The sequence below is a fragment of the Alteromonas ulvae genome, assembly GCF_048987005.1.
Lineage (GTDB): Bacteria > Pseudomonadota > Gammaproteobacteria > Enterobacterales > Alteromonadaceae > Alteromonas.
This window is the reverse complement of record NZ_CP185261.1, coordinates 957,552-979,861: the sequence shown is the minus strand read 5'-3', so window position 1 is coordinate 979,861 and position 22,310 is coordinate 957,552. Positions and strand designations below refer to the sequence as shown.

The following is a 22,310-nucleotide window of genomic DNA, read 5'->3' as shown; positions in this document are numbered from 1 at the left end:
CCACGTATCTCTTACGCCTCATTCTGCTCAAATCTCCGCTAGCATAAGCTCTGTCTCAATGAGGCCTTTTCTACTTTACGCCCTCTTTACGCCATCATTTGCGCCATCAACTTGGGAAAAGTACTCTATTGCACCGCGCTGAGCGTTTGTCTTTGGCCAGCATAACGATTGCCGTATATTCTCAGGCAATAATGGAATATAGGTTTTTGCAAGGCCTCCAACCACACACACCGGCATAATCGATGACATTCCAGATGTTTTACAATAGGTGCGATAATAGTCGTTTAACGTATCAATAATGGAATGGATGTAGCGTGCGCCTTCCTCAATAATAGTAGAGGCTGTTTCGCAGCCTGTTTCATGACATGCTGTAACAATAGGTGCTAACTGACCATAATGGCTTGGTTTGTAAGAGGCGGTAATAGTAACAATATCGCTAGCTGTACGTGCTTTAAGATGCTTGACCACCCGCTTTGCAAGCGCGTTTTCTTGATAAACACCATCTATAGTAAGCAGGGTATTTTTAACTGCCTGCAGACCGAGCCAGGCGGCGCTACCGTTGTCACCTAAGTTTAGTCCATAACCACCAATATCTTTAAATATGCTGTCGGTGTGGCACGTTGCCGCCGAGCCAGTACCGCAGATAATTAAACCACCATTAGCGCCATCATGAGCACCAAAGCAGGCGGCATGCAAATCGCTCATCACATAAATGCGTTTAAACGGCATTGGCAATGACAAAAAATAGGTCTTTGCTTCAGGAATGTTGGCGCCGGCAAGACCAGCCATTACCACCAGTTCAGAAAGAGAAAGAGACAGGTTCGCATCGGCTACAGCTGCATTACAGGCACTCACTATCGATTGCAATGCCTGATGGGGATCGCTCATGATGTTTGACGCACCAGAGACTCCCTCCCCAACTAACTTTCCATCACTATTTTGCAACACAGCCCGACAGTGTGAACCTCCGCCGTCAATGCCGATAATGTATTCGTGTTTCACCATTTTCTCTTATAATTACCTCATATCTCTTCACTTTATCACAAGCGCTTCCGTCAGCTAAGATGGTTTTTAGCGCGAACCATGTTTTCTTTTTACAAAGTCTGCCACTAAAAATGGCTAGCTCAGCAACACTTGGTTACATTCAGCAGGTGCTATTGCTGATCAATAATGACCAAATAGATGTATTGTTGTTGATGCGCTAATTTACAACACCAATTTATAGGAGTCTTTAACATTGAAAATACAAACAGGCTTAATGCTAGGCGGCGTGCTGTCAGCATTGACAGCGTCTACGTTGACGTATGCTCAAGCACCACAACAACCACAAGGTTGGATGTATGGTTTTGGCGTTAACGCATCGCAAGATGTTTACGCAGGATTCGATAACCGAATTGTTCCTATTCCTATTATTGGTTATGCCGGCGAAAAACTCAGGGTGTATGGGCCTTTTGTAAGCTACCAAGTATTTCAAAAAGAGGGCTTCTCTGTTGATGCACAATTAGTGCCTGTGTTTGCCGGTTACGAAGAATCCGACAGCTTTATCTTTGAAGGAATGGACGATAGAGACTTTAGCTTTGCCGCTGGAATAAGCGCAAATTACAACACGCAAAGCTGGACCTATTCCTTATCCACCAATGCCGATATGCTAGGTAAATACGATGGTTTTCAAGCCACCGCGCGAATAGGTAAACAATTCAGAATAAATGGCTTTTTGATTGAGCCCTCTGTTGGCCTTAGCTTTCAAGACAGTAACTATGTGGATTATTACTACGGCGTGCGCCCTGAAGAAGTCAATGCATTTAGGGGTGTGTATGAAGGGAGCAGCGCGACAAATACCGAAGTAAGAGTAGCCGTGTCTACGGGGAAGTTTTTAGGCGGAATGACCCGAGTTGATGTGGGCGCCACATTTTTTGATAGCAGCATAAGTGACAGTCCACTCACCGATGACGACACCGCGCTTAGTGCTATGTTGGTTTATACGCGCATGTTTTAAATTGCACTTTAAAACCTAGCTCGAACTTGTTTACAGTGGTTGTGAGAACGCACGATAAAAATCCGATTTATCGTGCGCACTTGATAGTGGAATTTCGGCATAGGCTTTTTAGCAGCAATCGCTTAATTATTGAAAGCTGCAGTTTCCCATAACGGCACGGTTGATAAGCTATGTTTGTAGCTGCCGGATGTTTCCTTCGTGCTGTAAGACAAGTACATCAGTGTTTTGGACTCTTCGTCATAGATTCTGCGAAGCTTCATATTTTTAAAAAATACACTTTTAGACTTTCTGAAAATAACGTCTCCGGAGGGAGATTTATCGATATTCGCTAGCATTTCCGCGGTTATCGGCCCGGTTTGTCTGCAAGCGATGGCGCTATCAGACGGGTCGGAGAAATCTAAATCTGCTTCAATACTTGATATGTGACAGGTAACGCCGGTTACAACAGGGTCTACTAGCGCATCAATTTTAATATCTTTGGTGGTAAAAACGCCAAGAGAAACATCCCCTACTTCACTATCACTGCACCCTGCTGCGCCTCCAATCGCTAAAAAAGCGAGAAAGGTACTTCTACGCAACAACGTGCTTAATGAAGTTTCAGTACTCCCTTTTAACATCAAGTTTTTCATTTCTATCCTTATTTGCCTTTTAATTTGCATCTATCACCTTCTCTGGTTTAGCTGCTTTGTACTGCTGTGAAAACCAAAAACGTTTATAAGCGCGTGAAAAAGTGACGTAACAATCATTCAGCCTAATTGGGTTTGGTTTCTACCATTATTTTTTGCCTTATATAACGCGTTATCTGCTTTGTTAATGTTCTTGGCAATCACGTCTTTGTCTTCTAAGTCTCGAGGCTCTATTGCAGCAACACCAATACTCACCGTTAAATTTTTGCTATTGGGCAAAGTGATTTTTTGAGCCGCTTCGTGAATTCGGTTGCAATAATATTGAGCATCTTGAAGATTCGTATTGTAAAGGGCAACGAGAAACTCTTCACCTCCCCAACGGGCAACAAGGTCGCTTTCTCTTACGACATTGCTTAACGTAGACGCCAATGTTAACAACACTTCATCGCCATATTCGTGACCAAAATTGTCATTTATTGGTTTAAAAAAATCGATATCGATAAGCACAACGCATACTGGTACATACTTACGCTTCATGAATGTGATTATCTTGGTGAGATCGGTATTCAATGCCCTGCGATTTAGCAACGAAGTCAATGGATCTAAACGCGTTAAACGGGTAAGTTCCTCAGTTTTTTTCTCTAATTTTTCTCGCGCTGAGACCAGTTCTTGGTAAAGCTTATCCCGTTCCTGGGACGGATAAACTGCCCAAAATAGCTTATCGTCAACCAGGCTTATATTCGCCACTGCGGGGACTCTATCGCCTCTACGAGTGACCAAAGTTAACTGCACTTCCTTAAAAATACCATTATTCATAAGAATAGGTTTTACATAGCTTTCATAAAAAATAAGCGAGGCTTTCGATAGAATATCAGTCAATGCCAGCGAGAGCTCGTCAAAGCAAGCGTGTAAAAATTGCTCTGCATAGCAATTACCTGATAATACTTGAGTGCTTTCAAGATGAGTCACAAACAGCAAGCAGGGGAAGTGTTCTACCTCTACTTGTTTCAATCGAGAAACTCCTTGATAGCACACGCCACTTGCTCTGGCGTTGTCATATGCAGGCAGTGTCCTTTGGCTTCTATAACAGTGAGTACAGAGTGCTCAATGACTTTGTGCATGTATTGACCAACCTCAACGGATACTAGAGTATCGTCCTGACTTTGAAGTATGAGTGTTGGCGTAGAGAGTTTGGGCAATAAGTGCCTGTCGTCAGCAAAAAACGTGGCTTTCGCAAAAGGCTTAGCATAGCTGGGGTCGGTCGAACAAAAACTGCTTTCTAGCTCCTGTTTAAACGAATCAACATTCCCCTCTCCAATGACTAAGGGAGCAAAATAACTCGCCCACCCAAGATAATTCTTATCCATTAAATTGATCAATTCTTCTAAGTCCTCCTTTTCAAAGCCTCCCATGTAATCGGGCGGTAAATTCAAGAAGCACGGAGAAGGACAGACCATGATCAACTTGCTTATTAAGTCGGGACGTTCAATGGCTGCGTGCATGCCAATGGTACTGCTTACTGAATGCCCTATAAAAATAACATTGCTTAGTGCCAATGCATCACAGATTTCTTCAATGTCTTTCGCATAACCACTAAGCTGAGAATACCGTTTTTTATCGAATGCATTGAGGTCAGACTGCCCGCATCCAACATAATCAAACAAGACGATTTTGTAGCTTTCTTCAAAAAAGGGAATAAGGTAATCCCACATACGCTGATCGCAACCAAAACCATGAGCTAGAACCAGTGTATTCTCACCGTCGCCAATCACACGCACATTATTTCGCTTCTTAATGTCTGCTTCTAAGTACATACTTACCCTGCCGGTGTTGCCAAAAATGGGGAGGCTCACTGTAGCCGCTGTTTTAGTGAAAGACATCTCTATCTCACACCCACATTTTCTCTGTTTGATTAGTATTGAGTGTAGCGCAGTATTAGCCGAACAGCCCGTCCTTATTGGGTTTTGAATTAAAAAAACACTTAAATTCCGTAAAAATTATACTTAGGTAGCAGGTACTGAAAACTGTTTTTCTAACGCGCTTAAGCCTACGCCGTTCCGCTTGATTACCTTTAACTGAGTAGGAATACGCTCTTTCATGGCCTCGATATGGCTGATAACACCTATCATTTTGCCGCTAGCATTGAGGTTATCAAGTGCATCTAAGGCTACATCTAAGGTTTCAGCATCCAGTGTGCCAAAGCCTTCATCTAAGAACAGGGAGTCGATACTGGTTTTGTAACTCACTAAATCAGACAAAGATAAAGCAAGTGCCAAGCTAACAAGAAAGCTTTCGCCCCCAGATAAGGTTTTGGTATCTCGTAATACATCACCTTGCCAAGTATCAACTACGCTAAGCCCTAGACCTTCATTTTCTTTGCGAATCAATTGATAACGCCCGTGTAACTTATCAAGCTGCTGATTGGCCAGCACCACCAAATTATCTAAAGTAAGGCCTTGAGCAAAACGTCTAAACTTGTCACCGCTGGCTGAACCGATTAGGGAATGCAGGTACGTAATATCGTCGTAATAGGCTTCAAAATTCGCCATTTCCTTAATTAGTTTCTGCTGTTTTTCTTGCGCCTGCCCATTGGCTGCTAGCTGCTGAGCTATCTGCCCCTGGGTAGACAACAACCCGTCTTTACGCTCATTTTTCTCAGCGATATTCTCGCTAACCTGCAGCGGCCCGCGCTCTTTAAGTAACTGCTGCCAGCGCTCAGCATTCTCGTTCCCTTTAAGCTTTTTTTGCTGTGCAGTCGCATTAGCCACTAGTAGCTCAGCATGTTGCAGCTTTTGCGTAATCGAATGCTTAAGCGCAACAAGCTGCTCTCGGGTTTCTTCATCAAGCAGCGATTGAGTAAAGGCATCCTCGTTCTCGAAAGGGCTTTTTATAAGCAGGCGTTCAAAATCACTATGAGCAATGTCGAGCTGCTCTCGTTTAGCAGTTAACTGCTCGATAAGCTGTTCTTTTTCCGCATCTAGGCGAGCGGCAGTGTTATTGGCCACTTGCTGCTTAGCTCTATATTCAGTTAACTGTTGTTCAATACGCTCTATGTTTTCAGCGGCTGATTGTCGTACTGTTGTGATGTTTTGCTCAGGAAATACCTCCTGTCGTTTAGCGTTTAATGACGACAGGGAATCTTCATATTGCTTCACCTTTTCTGCATTGTCGTTCAACTGCTGTTTATAAGTCGCTATATCGCGGGTAAGCGTGGCGAGATTCTCGTTAAAGGCATTAATGCTTGGCAACAGTAACTCAAGCTCATGCTGCTTTGCTTTGTAAACGTTAAGTGCGTCGGCCTTTTCTTTTAACCATTGGGTTAAGTGTTGAGGTTCGGGAGCATCCAATTTGATTTCAGTGTGTTTACCTTCAACAGTATTAACACCAGAAGTGCTAAGGCCAGAGGTACTAGCGCCAGAAGTATTAGCACCAGAGATACTAGCGTCAAAAATATCCGTATTTGCTTGGATAACGTCGGCTATCGCTGCAATTAAGGCACCTTCTTTTTCATCGAGTGCTCGCTGCTTTTCCTCAATATCTTTTTCCAGCTCAGTAACGGATGTCTGCACGTTTTGCTGTTGCTGTAACAGTAACTGGTGCTCACCATTTGCATTTGATAGCTCACGTTGTGCATTGTGGTGCTTGGCTTTTTCGTCGGTTAACTGCTGCTCCGCCCGCTCAATATCTTTTAACTGCCGATTAAGAGAGTCGATACGCGCTTTGTATGCGTTGCTAAAACGTGTAAATTGAACGTTGTCTTCAACGGGTATTTCACTAAATGCTGAGTCGATGGCGTGGCTAATCACTTCTTGCTGCTGTTGCCACTGCACTTTTAATTCTTCTAACCGCTTAGTAATAGCACTTTTATTTGCGAGGGCCTGTTCAATAGCCATCTCTGCTTTTGCTAGTGCGTCTTTGGCTTTTGTTCCCTCGTGCTCTATATCTTCTAACTGTTGTTTAAGAGCATCGCGTTTTTGCACTGTTGCGGGTACATCAATATTTACCGAGTCTACTTTGTGTTCATTTGCACCGCATACGGGGCACGCCTCGCCGTCATTAAGTTGAGCACGTAAATGCGCTACTTCGTTGTTCAGCGATATAATCTCATCGATGTCTTTTAATCTTGCTTTTGTGTCTTTGTAGTCATCCACCAAACTGTCGCGCTTGGCTTTTTGCGTCGCTTTTTCGTTATTGCGGGCTTCATCGCCTGTCGCAATACTATTCAGCTCATCCGTTAGTGCTTTATATTGTTGCTGCAAATGATCGCACTGAATAATGTTATCCCAGTGTTTAAGCTTAACTGCAACTTCATCGCTAAGTGTTGCTTTTTCATTACCATTTAACAGCACGTTAAGTGCATGTTGATAGCTCTGCACTTGCTCGCTTAGCCGTTCACTTTCTACAGTGAACTTTGATACTTCATCAAAGCGCTGGCTTACCTTGTTTGCTAGCTGACTTAACGTGCGGGTGTTTTCATTGCGCTTAGTTACCCATGAGGTTATTAACCCTCGTTCGTTATTTATGCCTAGGGCAGATTCGCTCCAGCCGCTTATATGCTCAGCAATATTGCCAATGTGCTTGTGCGATTGTAAGTAAGATGACAATTCTTCTTTAAGTGCGCGCTGCTGAGAAAAGGCCTTTTCAATTCGCGACTTTTCTTGCTCTTGCTCGCCAAGAGATGCCGTTAACCTAGATATGGTGTTGGTTAATTCGCTCAGGGTGTCTGTGATCTGATGAATTTTATTGTCTATAGGCAACACCTGGTTATTGATGCGTTCTTCAAGGCGAATATTATGAGTCTTTGCCTCTTTCAGCGCCTCTTCGGCCCGCGCTACAGACTGTTGCGCTTCACTGCATGCCGCCTGAGCATGGGGTAACTGCTGCTTTTTTTCTTTCAGTCGCCCCTCATAAACAGTCACGTCATCTTGAATCGATTTATATTTAAAGTAAGGAACTCGTAGCACCTCGGCGGGTTCACTTTGCGCTAATTTATCCAGCTTATTTTTTGCCTCGTCTGCGTCACTCTGCGCTGCTTTTTGTAAATTCTGCGCTTCATTTACGGCGTGTTCATTTTCTTTAATCGCATCTTGCCACTGCTTTTGTTGGTGCAACACATGAAGCTCTGCAGATAAATCGGCAATGTGTTGCTTGGTCTGCGTGAGTTCTTCGTTTAGCATCTTAGTTTCAGGTTCGCTAAGCAGCGTTACGCCCTCTAGCATTAACCCAAAGTCTTTCTTTTTTTGTTTGGCTTCAGAAAATTGGGCATGCACTGCTTGGGAAATTTGACCATAAATTTCCGTTCCCGTGAGCTCTTCTAATAGCTCGGCTCTGTCATTTTCATTGGCATTCAAAAATGCCGCAAAGTCGCCTTGAGACAGCATCATCGACTTAGTAAAGCGGGCAAAGTTAAGCCCAGTCAGTCGTTCTACTTCATCACTTTTAGGTCGAACCTGGGTTGCTAGAACTTTGCCAGTGTCTACTTCGGCAAGTTCTACATCGGCACTTTGCAAATTGCCATCGGCCTTACCTCGCGCCCTGCGCATACTCCAAAACGCGCGATAGGCTTTGCCTTTAATATCAAACTCCACCTCGGCTAAACACTCTGCCGTGCCGCGAGTCATAATATCGTTGGCCGTAGAAGAGATAGTACCTAAACGAGGCGTTTGATGGTAAAGCGCTAAGCAAATGGCATCGAGCAATGTGGTTTTACCTGCACCGGTTGGCCCGGTAATGGCAAATAAACCGTTGTCAACAAAAGGTGACTGGGTGAAATCTATCTTCCACTCGCCTTTTAAGGCATTTAGGTTTTTAAGTCGCAGGGTTAATATTTTCACTTCGCCTGCTCCTTATTTGCTTTATTGCTAGTAGCTGCAGTGTTATTAACAAGAGCGTCATTATCCTCATCATTAGCGCGAACTCGCTCTACTGCCTCTGAAAACAATTGTGTTATGCGCGCTTTACGGTTTGCTGATGGTGCTTGAGTGGATGTGCTTTCATCTGGCTCAGGGCTGTTATCCCGCTCAAGGCTGTCGTTCAGCTCAAGGCTGTCGTTCAGCTCAGGGCTCTCGTTCAGCTCAAGGCTGTCAAAATCTTCGAGGGCCAACCGCGCCTCAAATACCTCTTTTACCGACAGCTCGCTCAGTTGCCTGTTTTTTGTTTCACTTAAGCTTTTAGTGGCGCTTTTTCTCACACGTTTGAGTTGCAAAATTTCGGCGTTTTTACCTTCTAGCAAGGTCTGTATACGCTGTTGCAAATCCGTGAGGTAATCTTGAGTTTCAACTTCAATACACAGCCACACGGGGGAAAGCTCTGTGGCATCAGCAATAGCGATGCTATTATTAATGGCTAACTCAATACTCGCTAAATCTCCTTTGATCACCTCCATGGCTTGAAAGCGCGGCACGGGGATTGGCGTGATAGCGGTTTGGCCTAATGTAAACTCCACCATAACAACCTGCTTTTGCGTATTGAGTTCATCAAAGCTTAAGGGTATTGGCGAGCCGGAGTAGCGAATATGTTCGGTTTTAGCCACTTTTTGTGGGCGGTGGATATGGCCTAACGCAATATAATCGGCTGGCGGAAAGCCACCTGCATCAAACCCTTCTAACGTACCGATATAAATATCCCGCACGCTTTCAGACTGACTCACTCCCAGCGCGGTTAAATGGCCGGTAGCAACAATGGGAATAGTCTCGGCCTGCTGCTGCGTTTGTGCTGCAATCGAATGTCGAAGCGCAATGGCTTGCTGATACAGCATTGCGTAATGCTGCTTTATTGCCTCCCCCAACGCATGACGCTTATCTAGTGCACTTTGTCCTGCTGTACTCACCAACACATCTTTTGGGCGAATAAATGGCACGGCACATAAAATAGCGCCAACCTCATCAGCCCTATTTTTAAGCGCAATAACCTGTTCGGCGCTATCACCAAACGTGCTGGCGATAACGTGACTATTTAAATACTTAAGCAGCGATTTACTCTCGTTGAGTACAGACACAGAATCGTGGTTTCCCCCCAGTACAACAAGGGTGCATTGACGACCTTGCAGCGCACCAATAAAGGCATGATAAAGCTCTCGGGCGTAGCTGGGAGGTGTACCTGTATCAAACACATCGCCCGCCACAATTACTGCATCTACTTCATGAATGTCGACTTCATTTAGCAGCCATTTCAAAAAGGCGTCATGTTCGAACTTTCGGCTTTTTGTAAAAAAGCTCTGCCCTAAATGCCAGTCAGACGTATGCAATATTTTCATGTAATTGGGAAACCAGAATGCGTTTGGAAAGAATAAAGTGACGTATATTCAACTCGCAAAGTACTTATCACCGTGTAGCCGAAAGCTCATAAGTCCAATTGCCAAGTTGTTACATACCAAAACTTTTATACAAGCACTTAAATACAAGCACAAAAAACATCTTCGAACTATAGAGATATTCTACTTTTATAACAATGGTGCATATACGTTTTCAAGGCAATGCAGCCCTGTGGCCAACTGTGCCATTTTTTCTCTGTATGCACTCTTGATGTTTTTTATTTACCCCTTTTCGTTCTGACTTTTGGCTTTCGGCTGACTTGATGAATGCTAGCTCGAGAAATGCAGACGGTAAGTGTAGGTAGAAAGTACAAACAAAAAAAAGCTGGCGTAGTTAGCGCCAGCCCCTTCAATTTTTTGTATTCCTTGTCGCTTATCTTTCTAGTCGCTTAGATTTCTTTTTATGTCCAAAGCTTCTTGCTATACGCATTTAAAAGAATAGGTACGACACGCTAAATCTTACGCTGCGAGGCATGATGAAACGGCCATTAGGTGCTTCAGGATTACGCGGATCACCCTCCGTAATGCCCTGTTCATCGGTTAAGTTATCAACCGACAGTTGAAGGCGAAGTGATTCTGTTGGGTCTAATGTCATACCCACATCAATTTTTTCGTACCCCTCAAGCACTACGGTATTCTCATTATTACCAAAGCGGTCGCCGACGGCAGACAAGGTTCCATATACGGTGGCGTACATATCGTTTATATCAAAATCGTAGCTTGGCGTTACTCGTACCTGCCAACTTGGCTGACGCTGAGCTTCGTTGCCTTCGTTAGTTGCGCTTGCTGTAATTTCAGTTTCTTGAAGTGTTGCATTCACGCTTAACGAGAAACCCGAGTTATGGCTATATCGACCGTCTAGTTCGACACCATAGGCTTCATTAGTAAGAATTTCAGCCGGTACGCCAGGTCTGCGCACAAAGGTATCGCCTTCCACTTCGTTCGCAAAAGCCGTAGCAAAAAACTGTACGCTGTCGTTCATGAACTTATAACCCAATTCCGCCTGCGTTATTTCTTGGATAAGGTCGTTGCCGCCAGTATATGCACCCCAGTTATCACGAAAATCATCGAAGTACGGCATTTTGTAACCGCGGTTTGTACGAATGAAAACGCCGCTGTTATCGTTTAGCGCGTAGTTCGCTCCTAAGGTCCACGATGTTTTGGTTTCATCGTATTCAAGGGCTTTGGTAATGGTGCCGTCTAAATCTTCATCCACAGAATAATTCACTTCGTGATTTTCACGGCGTAGGCCTAAATCAATGCTTAGGTCTGTAGTGGCATACCACTTTCCCGTTGCGTAAAAGGCCATAGTACTGGCATCGCCCACCGAATTAATATCGTAGTTAAAACCACATCCCTCAGCGCTGTTATTACATTCGATGCCGTCCAGCAACTCACCGCCTGGTTGCAATACGTGATAAGCCGTATTACCTATACTCCACCAGTCTTCTGACTTAGTCGACGCACTGTAAATACCAAATGACGCATCAAAATCTTCCCAGCTTTTCGATATCGCTAAGTCGTTAGTAAATGATTCAATGTTTTTGAGTACCACCCAACGACCAATTTGCTGAATGGGCGTATCGCCTGCATAAGTAGTGCCCGTTACGGCACCAATAGCCGATTCACCATTATCGGCTACGTCTGAAACCGTGACTGCAGCGCCTTCCGGTACAAGCCCAAACGTGTTTGCTTTACCTTTGGTTAGGTTAAAACGGTCGATAAGAAACCAGTCATTGCCAAGATCTAATTTTAAGCTTCCACCGCTTACATGACCGTCCCAGCCTCGCCCATCACCAAAATCGAACGCTTCGGTAGTATCGTCTGGACCATAGGTAATGGTGGCTTGTCTGTTAAGCGGGCCTATCTGAGTATAATTTGCATCAATGCCTTCAACATTCAGCGGCGTAGGTAAATACCAAGTGCCGCGATCATCAGTTTGGCGGGTATATAAATTGAGTTCGCCTTTATCGAACACCTTAGTAATGTTTACGGTAAACTGATTGCCCTGCTCAGAATTGAAGCCGGCGTCTCTGATCCCTTCAGAGCTTTTAATATACCCACCTACCATGTAGTACAGGTCATCAGCGAGTGCACCACTTGCCACTACATCAACACGATTAAGACCATAGTCAGACACCGTGTACTTTGCCATTGCCTCACTAGACTCGCCACCGCGCTTCATTCTGAAGTTGGTCGTTAAGCCTGGCTGACCGTTACTCACTACTGGATTGGGTCCACCGCGCAAACCTTCTACCATTTCGATGGTTTCATCGATACGGAAAAGCTGAGAATTCTCTAAAAACGATAGGGTTGGCGCGGGGTAAATGGGTGACCCATCCAGCGCTATTGTGAGAAATGGTGCGTCGCCGCCTCCAGGGAAACCACGAACAAACACATTGGCACCAGACTCACCGCCCGAGCTCTCGACCCATACACCGGGGATAGCTTTAAATAAGTCGGCGGTAGACTTAGGGGCTAACTTTTCAATGTCGCTTGCATCTATGTTTGTGACAGCAAAGCTTGCGTCTATTTTTCTTATTCCTGCGCCGCCAGGCGTTCCACTTACCACAATGACTTCCGCGTTTTCCTTTGCAAGTGCTTTTGTATCTTTTTCTGACTCTTGTGCGATTGTAGGTTGTGCAAGTGCCACTGCAATGGCACTGGCTAGCGAAGCTTTTGTAAACAACGTTTTCATGGTGTGTGCTCCCGAAAATGTTATATTGCGTTGTTAACTGAATGCGCATAACACGTTTATGAAATGTTACGTACATCACGAATTGACAACAAAATAGATCCGTTTGCAAACGATTGCAAACGAAAATTGAAAAAATTGCAATCGTTTGCATTTTTTTAATATTCGACAGAACGTCTATTTTATACAAGGTGGTTGTGCGCTATATTGTTAGCTTATTGATACGATAAGCTTTAATGCGTAAGAGTTGGCACAACTTGGCCGCTGTCGGGCTATCTACAATCAAAACACTCATCATGCAGAAGATGCCCTGCATAATAAGCAATTAACATTAGAGAACGTAAACATTGACTGCTGATACAAAACTAACGCTTGCTAGACTTGCCGAATTAGCAGGGGTATCTACCTCCACAGCTTCAAGAGCACTCAAAGATAACCCACTCATTCGCAAGGAAACACGAGAAAAAATACAGGCGTTAGCTAAAGAACATAATTTCAGTATTAATGCCGCAGCAAGTCGTCTTCGCACTCAAAAAACCAACGTTATTGCCGTTATACTCAACCTTATCGATAACACTGAACAAAGCACCACAGACCCGTTTTTACTCAAACTAGTAGGCGAAATGAATCAGGCGCTGAACGCCAAAGGTTATGAACTACTGCTGTCTAATTCTTTTATGGCCTCTGACGATTGGGCCAATTACTTTATTCACAGCCAAAGAGCCGACGGCATTTTGGTTATTGGACAAGGTAAAACTACGGAAAAGATTGATCGTGCTGCTCAAAGTGGCGTGCCCATTGTGGTGTGGGGAGACACCAAAACTGATGCTGGCTACCCTATTGTGGGTGGCAACAACTTTTTAGGTGGCTATGAAGCAACAAAGCACCTCTTAAATCAGGGAGCAAAACGGGTGCTATTTCTCGGTGATTCAGAACACGCAGAAATGCGAGAAAGACTTAGGGGCTACCTGCAGGCCCATGAAGAGGCCGAAATAGAGCCAGATTTTTCTCATGTAGGCGCTATTGATATCACGTCGAAAACGGCTTATCAGTATATGAATGATCGGATAAAAGCTAACGGCCTCGATTTCGATGGCATTGTATGTGTGAGTGACATGGTAGCATTAGGTGCGCTAAAAGCACTGAAAGAGCGCTACGTCGGCATTCCAAGCGACGTAGGCATAGTGGGCTATGACGATATATCACTCGCCGAGCTCATGCATCCAGCGCTGACAACAATTCGACAGAATACGCAGCAGGCCGCTACCCTTATGGTGGAGCAACTGCTTAATCAGTTAGAAAATAAGCCAACTGAAAATCAAGTGGTAGAAACGTCACTCATTGTAAGGCGTTCAACTAAATAAACGCTGTCGCTTTATTCAGTCTGTAGCGTTAACAAAACCGCCTTAACAGCATTTATCCGTAAACGCCCATCGCAATACTTTGTTAACCACTCATGCTGCGCTTGCGTATCACTGAATGAAACGCACTACTTAATACAAACGCTCCACTCAATACAAACACACCTTCAATGCAAACGTTTGCATTTTCATTTTCTTAGCATTACACTCCAGCTTAATTAAGTTAACAGAGTGTTTACACATGTCTCGTTTGATGATTATTGCTGCCATTGCGGTGAGTTATTATGTCTTCGCCATACTGTTAAATAGCGTAGGCACGGTGATCCTACAATCCATCAATAGTTTCGACATTAGTAAACCTCAAGCGAGCACCCTCGAGGGGTTTAAAGACCTGTCCATTGCCATTGTGTCTTTTTTGGTAGCCAGCGTTATTCCTCGGTTTGGGTATAAAATTGCCATGCTATTGGGTTTGGCCCTTGTCGCTGTAGCCTGTGCTTTCACTCCATCAGTCGCTAATTTTATGTTTATTAAAGTGCTGTTTGCTTGCATCGGCACTGCATTTGCCTTAGTAAAAGTGTCGGTATACGCCATTATTGGTCAACTGTCCTCGTCGACAAAAACACACTCATCATTGATGAACACCATAGAAGGTATTTTTATGTTAGGTGTTTTGTCTGGCTATTGGATTTTCGCCGGCTTTATCGACCCGAATAACGACGCCTCCCTCGCGTGGCTCAATGTTTATTATCTTCTTGCTGGGTTAGTTGCGTTTACGTTCGTTATTGTGATGTTTGCGCCAATCAAGGCGGTGAAGCTTTCTGACGACGCTACCATTGCAAGTGAATTTGCTAGCATGCTCAAACTTGCCTACAAACCGCTAGCACTAGTATTCATTTTTTCTATTTTTCTTTACGTATTAATTGAACAAGGCATAGGCTCGTGGCTACCAACCTTCAATAAAGAGGTGCTTGGACTGCCTACACAAGTGAGTATTCAAATGACGAGCATTTTCGCCATAGCCCTTGCAGTGGGCCGTTTGACAGCCGGTGCTGTGCTAAGAAAAATGCACTGGTATCCATTTTTAAATATCTGTCTTGTGGGAATGGCGATTGTCATGCTTATCAGCTTACCTTTAGCTGAAAATAGCGGCGCGCATAGCGATATCAACAGTTGGACCAGCGCCCCACTAGCAGCATTTCTTATTCCCATGATTGGACTAATGATGGCGCCCATTTATCCCGTTATAAACTCAGTTATGTTAAGCGCCCTGCCTTTGCAGCAGCATGCGCCAATGACTGGGCTCATCGTTGTGTTTTCGGCCCTTGGTGGCACAACAGGCTCGATCGTCACTGGCTTTGTCTTTGATGCCATGGGCGGCCAAAACGCGTTTTACCTATCCCTTGTTCCCATAGCGGGACTCCTTGCAACGCTCTTTTTCTTCAAAAAAGCATCATCTTCTTCTAAATTACAGGATGCCTCATCATCATGAACTCTTCTTCGCATAACTGGCGCGACAGCCTAACGTTTTTTAACAGCAGCTTATTTAAGCACGTTCAAATGGCCGAACTATTTTCTGATAGCAAAACCTTCGCCGACGCCATAGTAAAAACAGACCTAACAACTGTGCTTCACCAATACGAACAAGAGTTACAGGTAGCGACTGAGGAAGGAGGCGAGGTAGACTTGCACAACTTTGTGGACGCACACTTTACGCTGCCAGATAGCGACAATGCGAGCTTGAAATTGCCATGCGGCGATATAACTACTTATATTGCTAAGATGTGGGATGTGCTTACGCGCACCCCAGATACTCAACACAAAGATAGTTTAATAGCCTTATCTCGCCCCTACATTGTGCCGGGCGGTCGTTTTCGCGAGATCTATTACTGGGATAGTTATTTTACCGCGCAAGGTCTCGTGAATGCTGGACGCAGCGATATGGCAATTAATATGCTGGAAAACTTTGTCGATATTCTTAACGAAGTGGGCTGTATCCCCAATGGCAACAGGGCGTATTACCACTCTAGAAGTCAGCCGCCTATTTTAGCGTTGTTCTACAACTTGCTAGAAAACCAACTTTCAGAAAAGCAAAGAGCCTACATCATTGATGGGCTAAAAAAAGAGTACGCATTTTGGATGCAAGGGGCGAATAAACCCTATAGCGATGGTGATAAAGCCCTTAGCGGTGGTGATAAAGCCCTTAGCGGTAGTGATAAAACCCTTAGCGAAAATAGAAGAGAGCACGTGAAAACGCGGGCCGAACTTCGCACCGTAACAATGCCCTGCGGCGCAGTGTTAAATCGCTATTTCGACCCTGAACCAACGCCAAGGCCCGAGTCTTACCGGGAAGACATTGAAACTGCCAAAAACATCAATGTTGATAAAAGCGCATTTTATCAACACATCAGAGCAGCCTGTGAATCAGGTTGGGATTTCAGCTCTCGCTGGCTTGAAAACCCACAGCAACTTGAAAGCATTAGAACAACCGAAATACTCCCAGTAGATTTAAATGCCTTGCTAGCTTCACTTGAACAAACGCTCGTCAATGTCACAAAAGGCAACGATCGCGCACATTATCAAAAGGCGTTGAAAAACAGAAAGCAGGCAATTAATACATACTTGTATAGCTCAAAAAAAGGCGGTTATTTTGACTGTCACTTTCCGAGTATGGCGCAAACCGACGTTATCTCCGCAGCAATGAGTGTTCCCCTTTTTGTGAACATAGCAAGCAAGGCACAGGCAAATACAGTCAAGCACAAGCTCATGAGCGAGCTTCTAAAAAAAGGTGGCATAGTGACCACCACTAATACGACCTCTCAACAGTGGGATGCGCCAAACGGCTGGGCGCCTCTGCAATTTTTTGCAGCCATTGGCATGACAAATTATGGCTTTAACGACGAAGCTAAAGAAATTATGCAACGTTTTTGTAATACCGTTGAAGACAACTTTGCTAGTACAGGGGCCTTGTTAGAGAAGTATAATGTTTGCGTACCCACTGAGACCGCAGGAGGTGGTGAATACGATGTTCAACTTGGGTTTGGTTGGACAAACGGGGTTTATAGTTATTTCATCAACGCACTCAAACGCAAGCTATAACCCCAGTTGAATGCTCTGCCTCATACTTATCAGCTGACCCGCGGAAATAGGACAATTTGAAAGTCGCTCGCCTACCTTACGGTGGGCGTAGTCCTCATTTTAGTGCGCCGGAGGTTATCTACAATATTAACTAGCGTTTAAGCAGACTTTTATTCATATACAAAACAAGTATTTAAAACTACCCTCTTAAGTAGACTTACTGGTCATATAATTGCATGATCTGATGTTCTTCAGATAATTAATCAAGTAACCTGCCACACAGAGGACAGTTTTTTGTTAAATCATATTAAGGCTTTCGCTTGCCTACTTACCCTTAGCCTGTCTATCAATGCGGCGGAAACATCATCAACGTCTGAATTAACCATGTCAAAATGGTTTCATTCATTTAAGCAGAATGCGACACCAGCTGAAATGTATAACTTCTTGCACGCGATGCCCAAAGGCGGTGATATTCACCATCACCTCTCTGGCGCTGGCATGAGCGAATGGTGGTGGGATATAGCCACTGATTCAGCGCAAAACGGCGGTTATACCTATTACACAAAGACAGCACCCACGCTATGCAATGGTTACGGCACAAATGAATTTGGTTTGAATCCACAGCTGTTGATGTTCCACACTATTTCAGCGTTTACTTATGAACAACTCTCCACCTGCGAAAAAAACAATTACACCCTACTTACCAGTTTGAGTAAGACACAAAAGCGGGCATTTCAGAACAGTATTAGATTAGACAAGCCTCATGAGGGCCGCGACGAATTTTTTCAGACACATTGGCAACGCCTAGGCGACATGCTTCTAAACCCGCATATTCAAAACTATTTATTGTTAAAAAATATGCAGGCTTATCAAAAAGAGAATGTGCTGTACTTAGAAACCCAAATTCAAGTAACCGGCATGCGTTATCCAGATGGCTCTCCTTATTTACCTCATTCTGTCGCTGAATTATTGATAGCAATGTTAAAGAGCGAAGCTGCGGTAAAGACCAATGTTCAAGTGCGCTTTCAATTAGCGATTGTTCGCTTTTTACCTAACGCTGAACAGCAGCTTGAAGAAGCTTGGAGGTTTATTGATGGGCATAGAGACTATTTTGTTGGTATCAACTTCGTCGGCAGGGAAGATAACGACAAGGGTCACCCACTGCGGTTTTTATCTACCCTACGTAAGCTTCGAGCGCAGTCTCCTTCTATACCACTGAGCGTTCACGCCGGTGAATCAGATGAACCCAATACACATATTAAAAATACGTTGCTGTTAGGCGCAGACAGGATTGGTCACGGGTACAACTTAATTGAAGACCCGGATACGCTATTAATGATGCGCAACTCTCCCTATCTAGTAGAGATAAACCTGATATCTAATCTACTATTAGAGTACGCCGACAGCATTGATGATCACCCCTTTCCAGAGTATCTGCGAACAGGCGTGCCGGTGACGCTTTCAACCGATGATAGAGGCATGTGGAGCAGCAATTTAACTGATGAATACTACGTAGCGGTATCGCACTTTAATTTATCATGGAATGAATTGGTTGAGTTGAATAAAAACGCGATAACTCACAGCTTCATGTCAGATAAAGACCGCAAAACATTACTGCTTCGCCTTAATAAAGAAACTCAGCACTTTATTGATAGTAGGTTGAACAATACGCTAATAGCAGACGTACAGCAGCACTACACCTTTATTTGCAGCTACGCACCGGCAGTTTGCGGCGAATAGGAAAAGCGATTGGAAACAGGTGACGCAGTGGCTATTTGATCTTTGCGTCACCTCGCTATTAAGCTTAAATATGGCCTTAAGTCTAGCCTCAGATATTGGCCTTAGCTACAGTATTTAGAAGGGACTAAACAAACATGACATCTACTGGGAAAAAGCAGATTAAATACTGGGCGTTCGCTGCCGGCATACTCATTCTCGTGCTGTGGTTTTTAGGCGATGTGCTGTTACCGTTTGTTTTAGGTGCAGTGGTTGCTTACATTCTCAACCCAGTCGCAGAAAAATTGGAGAGTAAAGGATTCAGCCGACCCGCGGCTACTGCCCTGATAACGCTTTCAGCAACACTCATTTTTGCGCTCACTGCGCTTCTTGTAGTACCAGCAATCGTGACGCAAGCAATAAGCTTATTCGAATCTGGCCCAGATTTGTTCAACAGTTTGAGTGAGTGGTTAAGTAAAACACTCCCGTCAGTGTTTGGTGAAAGTACTACATTACGCTCAGTAATGAATTCTGCTGGTGACGTTTTAAAAGAGCGTGGCGGTGAGTTTTTAAGTACTGCATTTAGCTCTGCTGCAAACATTATCGATTTGGCAATGCTGTTTGTCATTGTGCCTGTAGTAGCCGTTTATCTACTTTTAGATTGGCACCGCATGAGTTCAACTATTTACGGTTTGCTTCCCCGCAAACATGAACCCGTTATTCGCGACTTATTGAAAAAAATAGATAAAACCTTAGCTGGATTTATTCGCGGTACCGGCTCCGTATGCATTATTTTGGGTGTTTACTATGCCATCTCGTTGATGCTTGTGGGCCTTAAGTTTGGTCTAGTGGTGGGGTTTGCAGCAGGATTGATAAGCTTTATTCCTTATTTAGGCGCCATATTGGGAGGCCTACTTGCGTTAGGTTTAGCCTTATTTCAGTTTTGGAGTGAGTGGATTTCAGTGGCGATGGTTGTGGGGATCTTCGTGTTTGGCCAGGCCGTTGAAGGCAACTTTATTACACCTAAACTCGTTGGGGACTCTGTAGGATTACACCCAGTGTGGCTTATTATGTCGCTGTCTATTTTTGGTAGCTTGTTCGGCTTTTTAGGGCTTTTAGTTGCAGTGCCGTTGGCCGCCATAATAGGTGTACTAATCCGCTTTTTCATCGGTAAATACAAACACAGCGACCTATATAAATAAAAGGGGGTCAGGTCTACATTTAACAACGCAGATGCCCGCCATATCGACGATAGAAAAAGAGATAAAGCAAAAGACACTCTTGTTATGACAATACGAGTGGAGTTTTCTATCTATAGAAGTTCTCTATTTAAAGAGGCTCTCTATCTAAACAAGCCCCCTCTCAACGGAGCACTGTGGCTCACGTTATGAATTACCAATCTGCTTTAAGATACTACCAAACGCTCTTCCACCGTTTTTCTGAATTTGCTTATCGAAATACAAACTGCCCAACAAGAAAATAGTGATATGGCCTTTTGAGCGCCACGTTGCGTGGGTTTTACCGTCTATTTCTTTTAGCGTTATTTCGCCTAATTGATGATCGTAAGGCAACGGTTTTGACTTTATTACCTTGTAGCCAAGTTTATAAGGAGGCTCAAACGCGACAATTTCTTCATGTAGATTAGCGCCACCGGCGATAATTTCACGCACAGCGCCTAACCCGTTTTTGTCGTCTTTACCATGAACGAGTAAGTTCGCTTCATCCACGCCTTTAAACTGCGCATAGTTTTCGTGATCGCTTAGCATCGCAAACACATCGTGGATAGGTTTATCGATTACTCTTTCTACATGAATTGAAAACATTAGATACCTATTAGAAAAAACGTGAGCCTATTGGTTGCTTGAATATAGAGCAATGTGTGAATAGCTCAAATAACCTCTTTTTATCTGCAACTATAGCCAATTCGGCCATTATGTGAATAGGTTTGTTTTTGGAGTAAGGTGTATCTGCAGAAGATGGACCTGCAAGAAATGCCCTCAATTGATGCACTTTTAACAACTAATCCTATTAAGCTAGGCTTGGTAAATATTATCCCAATATTCGTCTAATTCGTTAATGGCACTTTTTAACGGCTTAGCCGTGAATCGCACGTTATTTTTATCTGCGAGCTTGGTTTCTACGAACTTTGTTGCTACGAGCCCTGTTTCTACTGGCTTTGTATCTACCAACTTCATTTTAACCAATTTATCGATAGCATCAGACACATCAAAGTCTAAGGTGCAATTGTGAGTGTGCTGAAACCAAGCTTCAATCTCTTTATCGAGTTCATCTGCGCTCATCCCTGCTCCTTCATGTTTTAATAAGAAGGTATAAGCCAACAACGCTTCTTTACAGTCTTCCTCTTCTGCGGCATCTACCAGAGTGTGAAACACGCCAGCGTTGTTATCTAAATTCTTAAAATAAAGGTTGTCCGAAAGGGCTTTCATAAACCGTATTTTACGATTTTTAAACTTCGTCCATTCTTTAAAGACAAAGCTACCGAACACTCCCATACCAATACCAAAGGTAATCAGGCTTTGCTTGGTAAGCTCTACCGATTCATCTTTAAGCCCTAACCAAAACGCGAGAAACGACGACAGCAGTAATATAGACGCCCCTAATTTCGTCACCAGCACAACAATGCCACCTACCGTTGCCGACGCCCCAATGATAAGTTTATCGAGCGGACGCATTTTCACTTCACTGTTTGGAAATAGCATTTCCAAATCTGCTTTGGGTACGTTTTGAAACAGCTTAATGATGGTGGCTCCAGGGCTGAAAGTGACAGGGAGCTGTTTTTTAGTACCTTTCCGTTGCTCGAAGTCGTCTTTATCTTTAAAGGTAATATAAACCGCCACTCGTTCGTAGTTGGTAAACGATATCGATTTTTTACGTAACCCAAAGAACGTACGTAGCGTTTCTGTTTTAACCGATTCACCTCGACGATAAAACACGACTTCTTGAAAATCGTCAAAACTTACCGCCAAACGAACTTTAAACAGCGACTCTTCATGCAGCGCATCTTCTAAATCAGTATCGGTGACTTTTTCAAAGTTTGCAGAATCTAATAAAGTGGAAAACTCACTGGCGAAGTCTTTTTGAACGTTTTTGCGTTCGCTATCTGTAATATCTTTGAGCGTGCGGGTATCTTTGTTAGGGTCGAAAAGCGCGTAGCTATTTTTCAAGCGCTCTAGCTGCTCGTGATACTGAAAGTGAATACGGCTTACCAACAAGTTGCAAAACACCTCAAAGGAGTTAGCAGTGTTATCAGCATCAGCGGTTTCTTTGTTAATGAGGACATCGTGACACATGGAAACAACATCGGCTTTGCGAAAAGGAATAAATCGTTCTGAGGACATAACCGTTCTAACGTAGGTAATTCACTAACACTTGGCGCACCGTTTTTATCTAGTCAGTGGCGCTTTACAAGTGGCTAACGAAACAAAGTCATGTGCTCAGTAAACCATAAATGACTGATAACACAATGCATCTAAAGGCTACTTACAACAATCGCAAGAGCGCTAGGCTT

15 protein-coding genes are annotated in these 22,310 nt (G+C 43.9%); 6 read left to right on the top strand and 9 right to left on the bottom strand.

The features are described from left to right. Positions 1-75: 75 nt before the first annotated feature. Positions 76-1,005: a BadF/BadG/BcrA/BcrD ATPase family protein gene (locus ACOJR9_RS04305; protein WP_420935142.1), complete on the bottom strand. Its 930-nt coding sequence runs from the start codon at positions 1,003-1,005 to the stop codon at positions 76-78. A gap of 232 nt (positions 1,006-1,237) precedes the next feature. Between ACOJR9_RS04305 and ACOJR9_RS04300 the strand changes: the two genes are divergently transcribed. Next, positions 1,238-1,996 carry a MipA/OmpV family protein gene (locus ACOJR9_RS04300; RefSeq protein ID WP_420935141.1) on the top strand — a complete coding sequence of 253 codons (759 nt, stop codon included), beginning with the start codon at positions 1,238-1,240 and terminating at the stop codon, positions 1,994-1,996. 122 nt (positions 1,997-2,118) lie between these two features. Here the strand turns inward: ACOJR9_RS04300 and ACOJR9_RS04295 are convergent, their stop codons facing one another. The 6 genes from ACOJR9_RS04295 to ACOJR9_RS04270 form a co-directional block, all read right to left on the bottom strand. Beyond that, entirely contained in the window at positions 2,119-2,625 is a 507-nt protein-coding gene (locus ACOJR9_RS04295) for a CreA family protein (RefSeq protein WP_420935140.1), read from the bottom strand. A gap of 117 nt (positions 2,626-2,742) precedes the next feature. Continuing rightward, a complete protein-coding gene (locus ACOJR9_RS04290; protein WP_420935139.1) occupies positions 2,743-3,633 on the bottom strand; it encodes a GGDEF domain-containing protein in 891 nt (296 codons plus the stop codon). Further along, positions 3,630-4,436 carry an alpha/beta fold hydrolase gene (locus tag ACOJR9_RS04285; RefSeq protein WP_420936046.1) on the bottom strand — a complete coding sequence of 269 codons (807 nt, stop codon included), beginning with the start codon at positions 4,434-4,436 and terminating at the stop codon, positions 3,630-3,632. Before ACOJR9_RS04285 ends, ACOJR9_RS04290 begins: the two co-directional genes overlap by 4 nt. A gap of 189 nt (positions 4,437-4,625) precedes the next feature. Beyond that, the gene (locus ACOJR9_RS04280) at positions 4,626-8,456 is read right to left on the bottom strand and encodes an AAA family ATPase (protein WP_420935138.1); all 3,831 of its coding nucleotides are present in this window, start codon (positions 8,454-8,456) and stop codon (positions 4,626-4,628) included. Further along, positions 8,453-9,877, bottom strand: a complete 1,425-nt coding sequence (sbcD, locus tag ACOJR9_RS04275; protein ID WP_420935137.1) for an exonuclease subunit SbcD — start codon at positions 9,875-9,877, stop codon at positions 8,453-8,455. The genes ACOJR9_RS04280 and sbcD overlap by 4 nt, the downstream gene beginning before the upstream one ends. Positions 9,878-10,364: 487 nt before the next feature. Next, a complete protein-coding gene (locus ACOJR9_RS04270) occupies positions 10,365-12,632 on the bottom strand; it encodes a TonB-dependent receptor (RefSeq protein WP_420935136.1) in 2,268 nt (755 codons plus the stop codon). Positions 12,633-12,976: 344 nt separating this feature from the next. On the opposite strand from ACOJR9_RS04270, the gene ACOJR9_RS04265 reads away from it, so the two are divergent. The 5 genes from ACOJR9_RS04265 to ACOJR9_RS04245 all read left to right on the top strand — a co-directional run bounded on the left by ACOJR9_RS04265 (position 12,977) and on the right by ACOJR9_RS04245 (position 19,983). Then, positions 12,977-13,993 (top strand): LacI family DNA-binding transcriptional regulator, encoded by a 1,017-nt coding sequence (locus ACOJR9_RS04265; RefSeq protein ID WP_420935135.1) that lies wholly within the window; start codon positions 12,977-12,979, stop codon positions 13,991-13,993. A 238-nt stretch (positions 13,994-14,231) separates the two neighbouring features. Continuing rightward, a complete protein-coding gene (locus ACOJR9_RS04260; RefSeq protein WP_420935134.1) occupies positions 14,232-15,479 on the top strand; it encodes an MFS transporter in 1,248 nt (415 codons plus the stop codon). Further along, the gene (locus ACOJR9_RS04255) at positions 15,476-17,086 is read left to right on the top strand and encodes a trehalase family glycosidase (protein ID WP_420935133.1); all 1,611 of its coding nucleotides are present in this window, start codon (positions 15,476-15,478) and stop codon (positions 17,084-17,086) included. Before ACOJR9_RS04260 ends, ACOJR9_RS04255 begins: the two co-directional genes overlap by 4 nt. Positions 17,087-17,359: 273 nt before the next feature. Beyond that, entirely contained in the window at positions 17,360-18,805 is a 1,446-nt protein-coding gene (locus ACOJR9_RS04250) for an adenosine deaminase family protein (RefSeq protein ID WP_420935132.1), read from the top strand. Positions 18,806-18,939: 134 nt separating this feature from the next. Then, positions 18,940-19,983, top strand: coding sequence for an AI-2E family transporter (locus tag ACOJR9_RS04245; protein WP_420935131.1), 1,044 nt, complete (start codon positions 18,940-18,942; stop codon positions 19,981-19,983). A 183-nt stretch (positions 19,984-20,166) separates the two neighbouring features. Here the strand turns inward: ACOJR9_RS04245 and ACOJR9_RS04240 are convergent, their stop codons facing one another. Then, complete coding sequence (locus tag ACOJR9_RS04240) at positions 20,167-20,604, bottom strand: SRPBCC family protein (protein WP_269517475.1); 438 nt, start codon at positions 20,602-20,604, stop codon at positions 20,167-20,169. Between the two features lie 210 nt (positions 20,605-20,814). After that, the gene (locus ACOJR9_RS04235; protein WP_420935130.1) at positions 20,815-22,140 is read right to left on the bottom strand and encodes a TMEM143 family protein; all 1,326 of its coding nucleotides are present in this window, start codon (positions 22,138-22,140) and stop codon (positions 20,815-20,817) included. Positions 22,141-22,310 lie beyond the last annotated feature (170 nt).

What these genes read in the sequence shown, in the direction of transcription:
- ACOJR9_RS04305 (WP_420935142.1), bottom strand. Translation starts at nt 1,005, where the DNA reads ATGGTGAAACACGAATACATTATCGGCATTGACGGCGGAGGTTCACAC.
- ACOJR9_RS04295 (WP_420935140.1), bottom strand. Translation starts at nt 2,625, where the DNA reads ATGAAAAACTTGATGTTAAAAGGGAGTACTGAAACTTCATTAAGCACG.
- ACOJR9_RS04285 (WP_420936046.1), bottom strand. Translation starts at nt 4,436, where the DNA reads ATGTACTTAGAAGCAGACATTAAGAAGCGAAATAATGTGCGTGTGATT.
- sbcD (WP_420935137.1), bottom strand. Translation starts at nt 9,877, where the DNA reads ATGAAAATATTGCATACGTCTGACTGGCATTTAGGGCAGAGCTTTTTT.
- ACOJR9_RS04270 (WP_420935136.1), bottom strand. Translation starts at nt 12,632, where the DNA reads ATGAAAACGTTGTTTACAAAAGCTTCGCTAGCCAGTGCCATTGCAGTG.
- ACOJR9_RS04260 (WP_420935134.1), top strand. Translation starts at nt 14,232, where the DNA reads ATGTCTCGTTTGATGATTATTGCTGCCATTGCGGTGAGTTATTATGTC.
- ACOJR9_RS04255 (WP_420935133.1), top strand. Translation starts at nt 15,476, where the DNA reads ATGAACTCTTCTTCGCATAACTGGCGCGACAGCCTAACGTTTTTTAAC.
- ACOJR9_RS04245 (WP_420935131.1), top strand. Translation starts at nt 18,940, where the DNA reads ATGACATCTACTGGGAAAAAGCAGATTAAATACTGGGCGTTCGCTGCC.
- ACOJR9_RS04240 (WP_269517475.1), bottom strand. Translation starts at nt 20,604, where the DNA reads ATGTTTTCAATTCATGTAGAAAGAGTAATCGATAAACCTATCCACGAT.
- ACOJR9_RS04235 (WP_420935130.1), bottom strand. Translation starts at nt 22,140, where the DNA reads ATGTCCTCAGAACGATTTATTCCTTTTCGCAAAGCCGATGTTGTTTCC.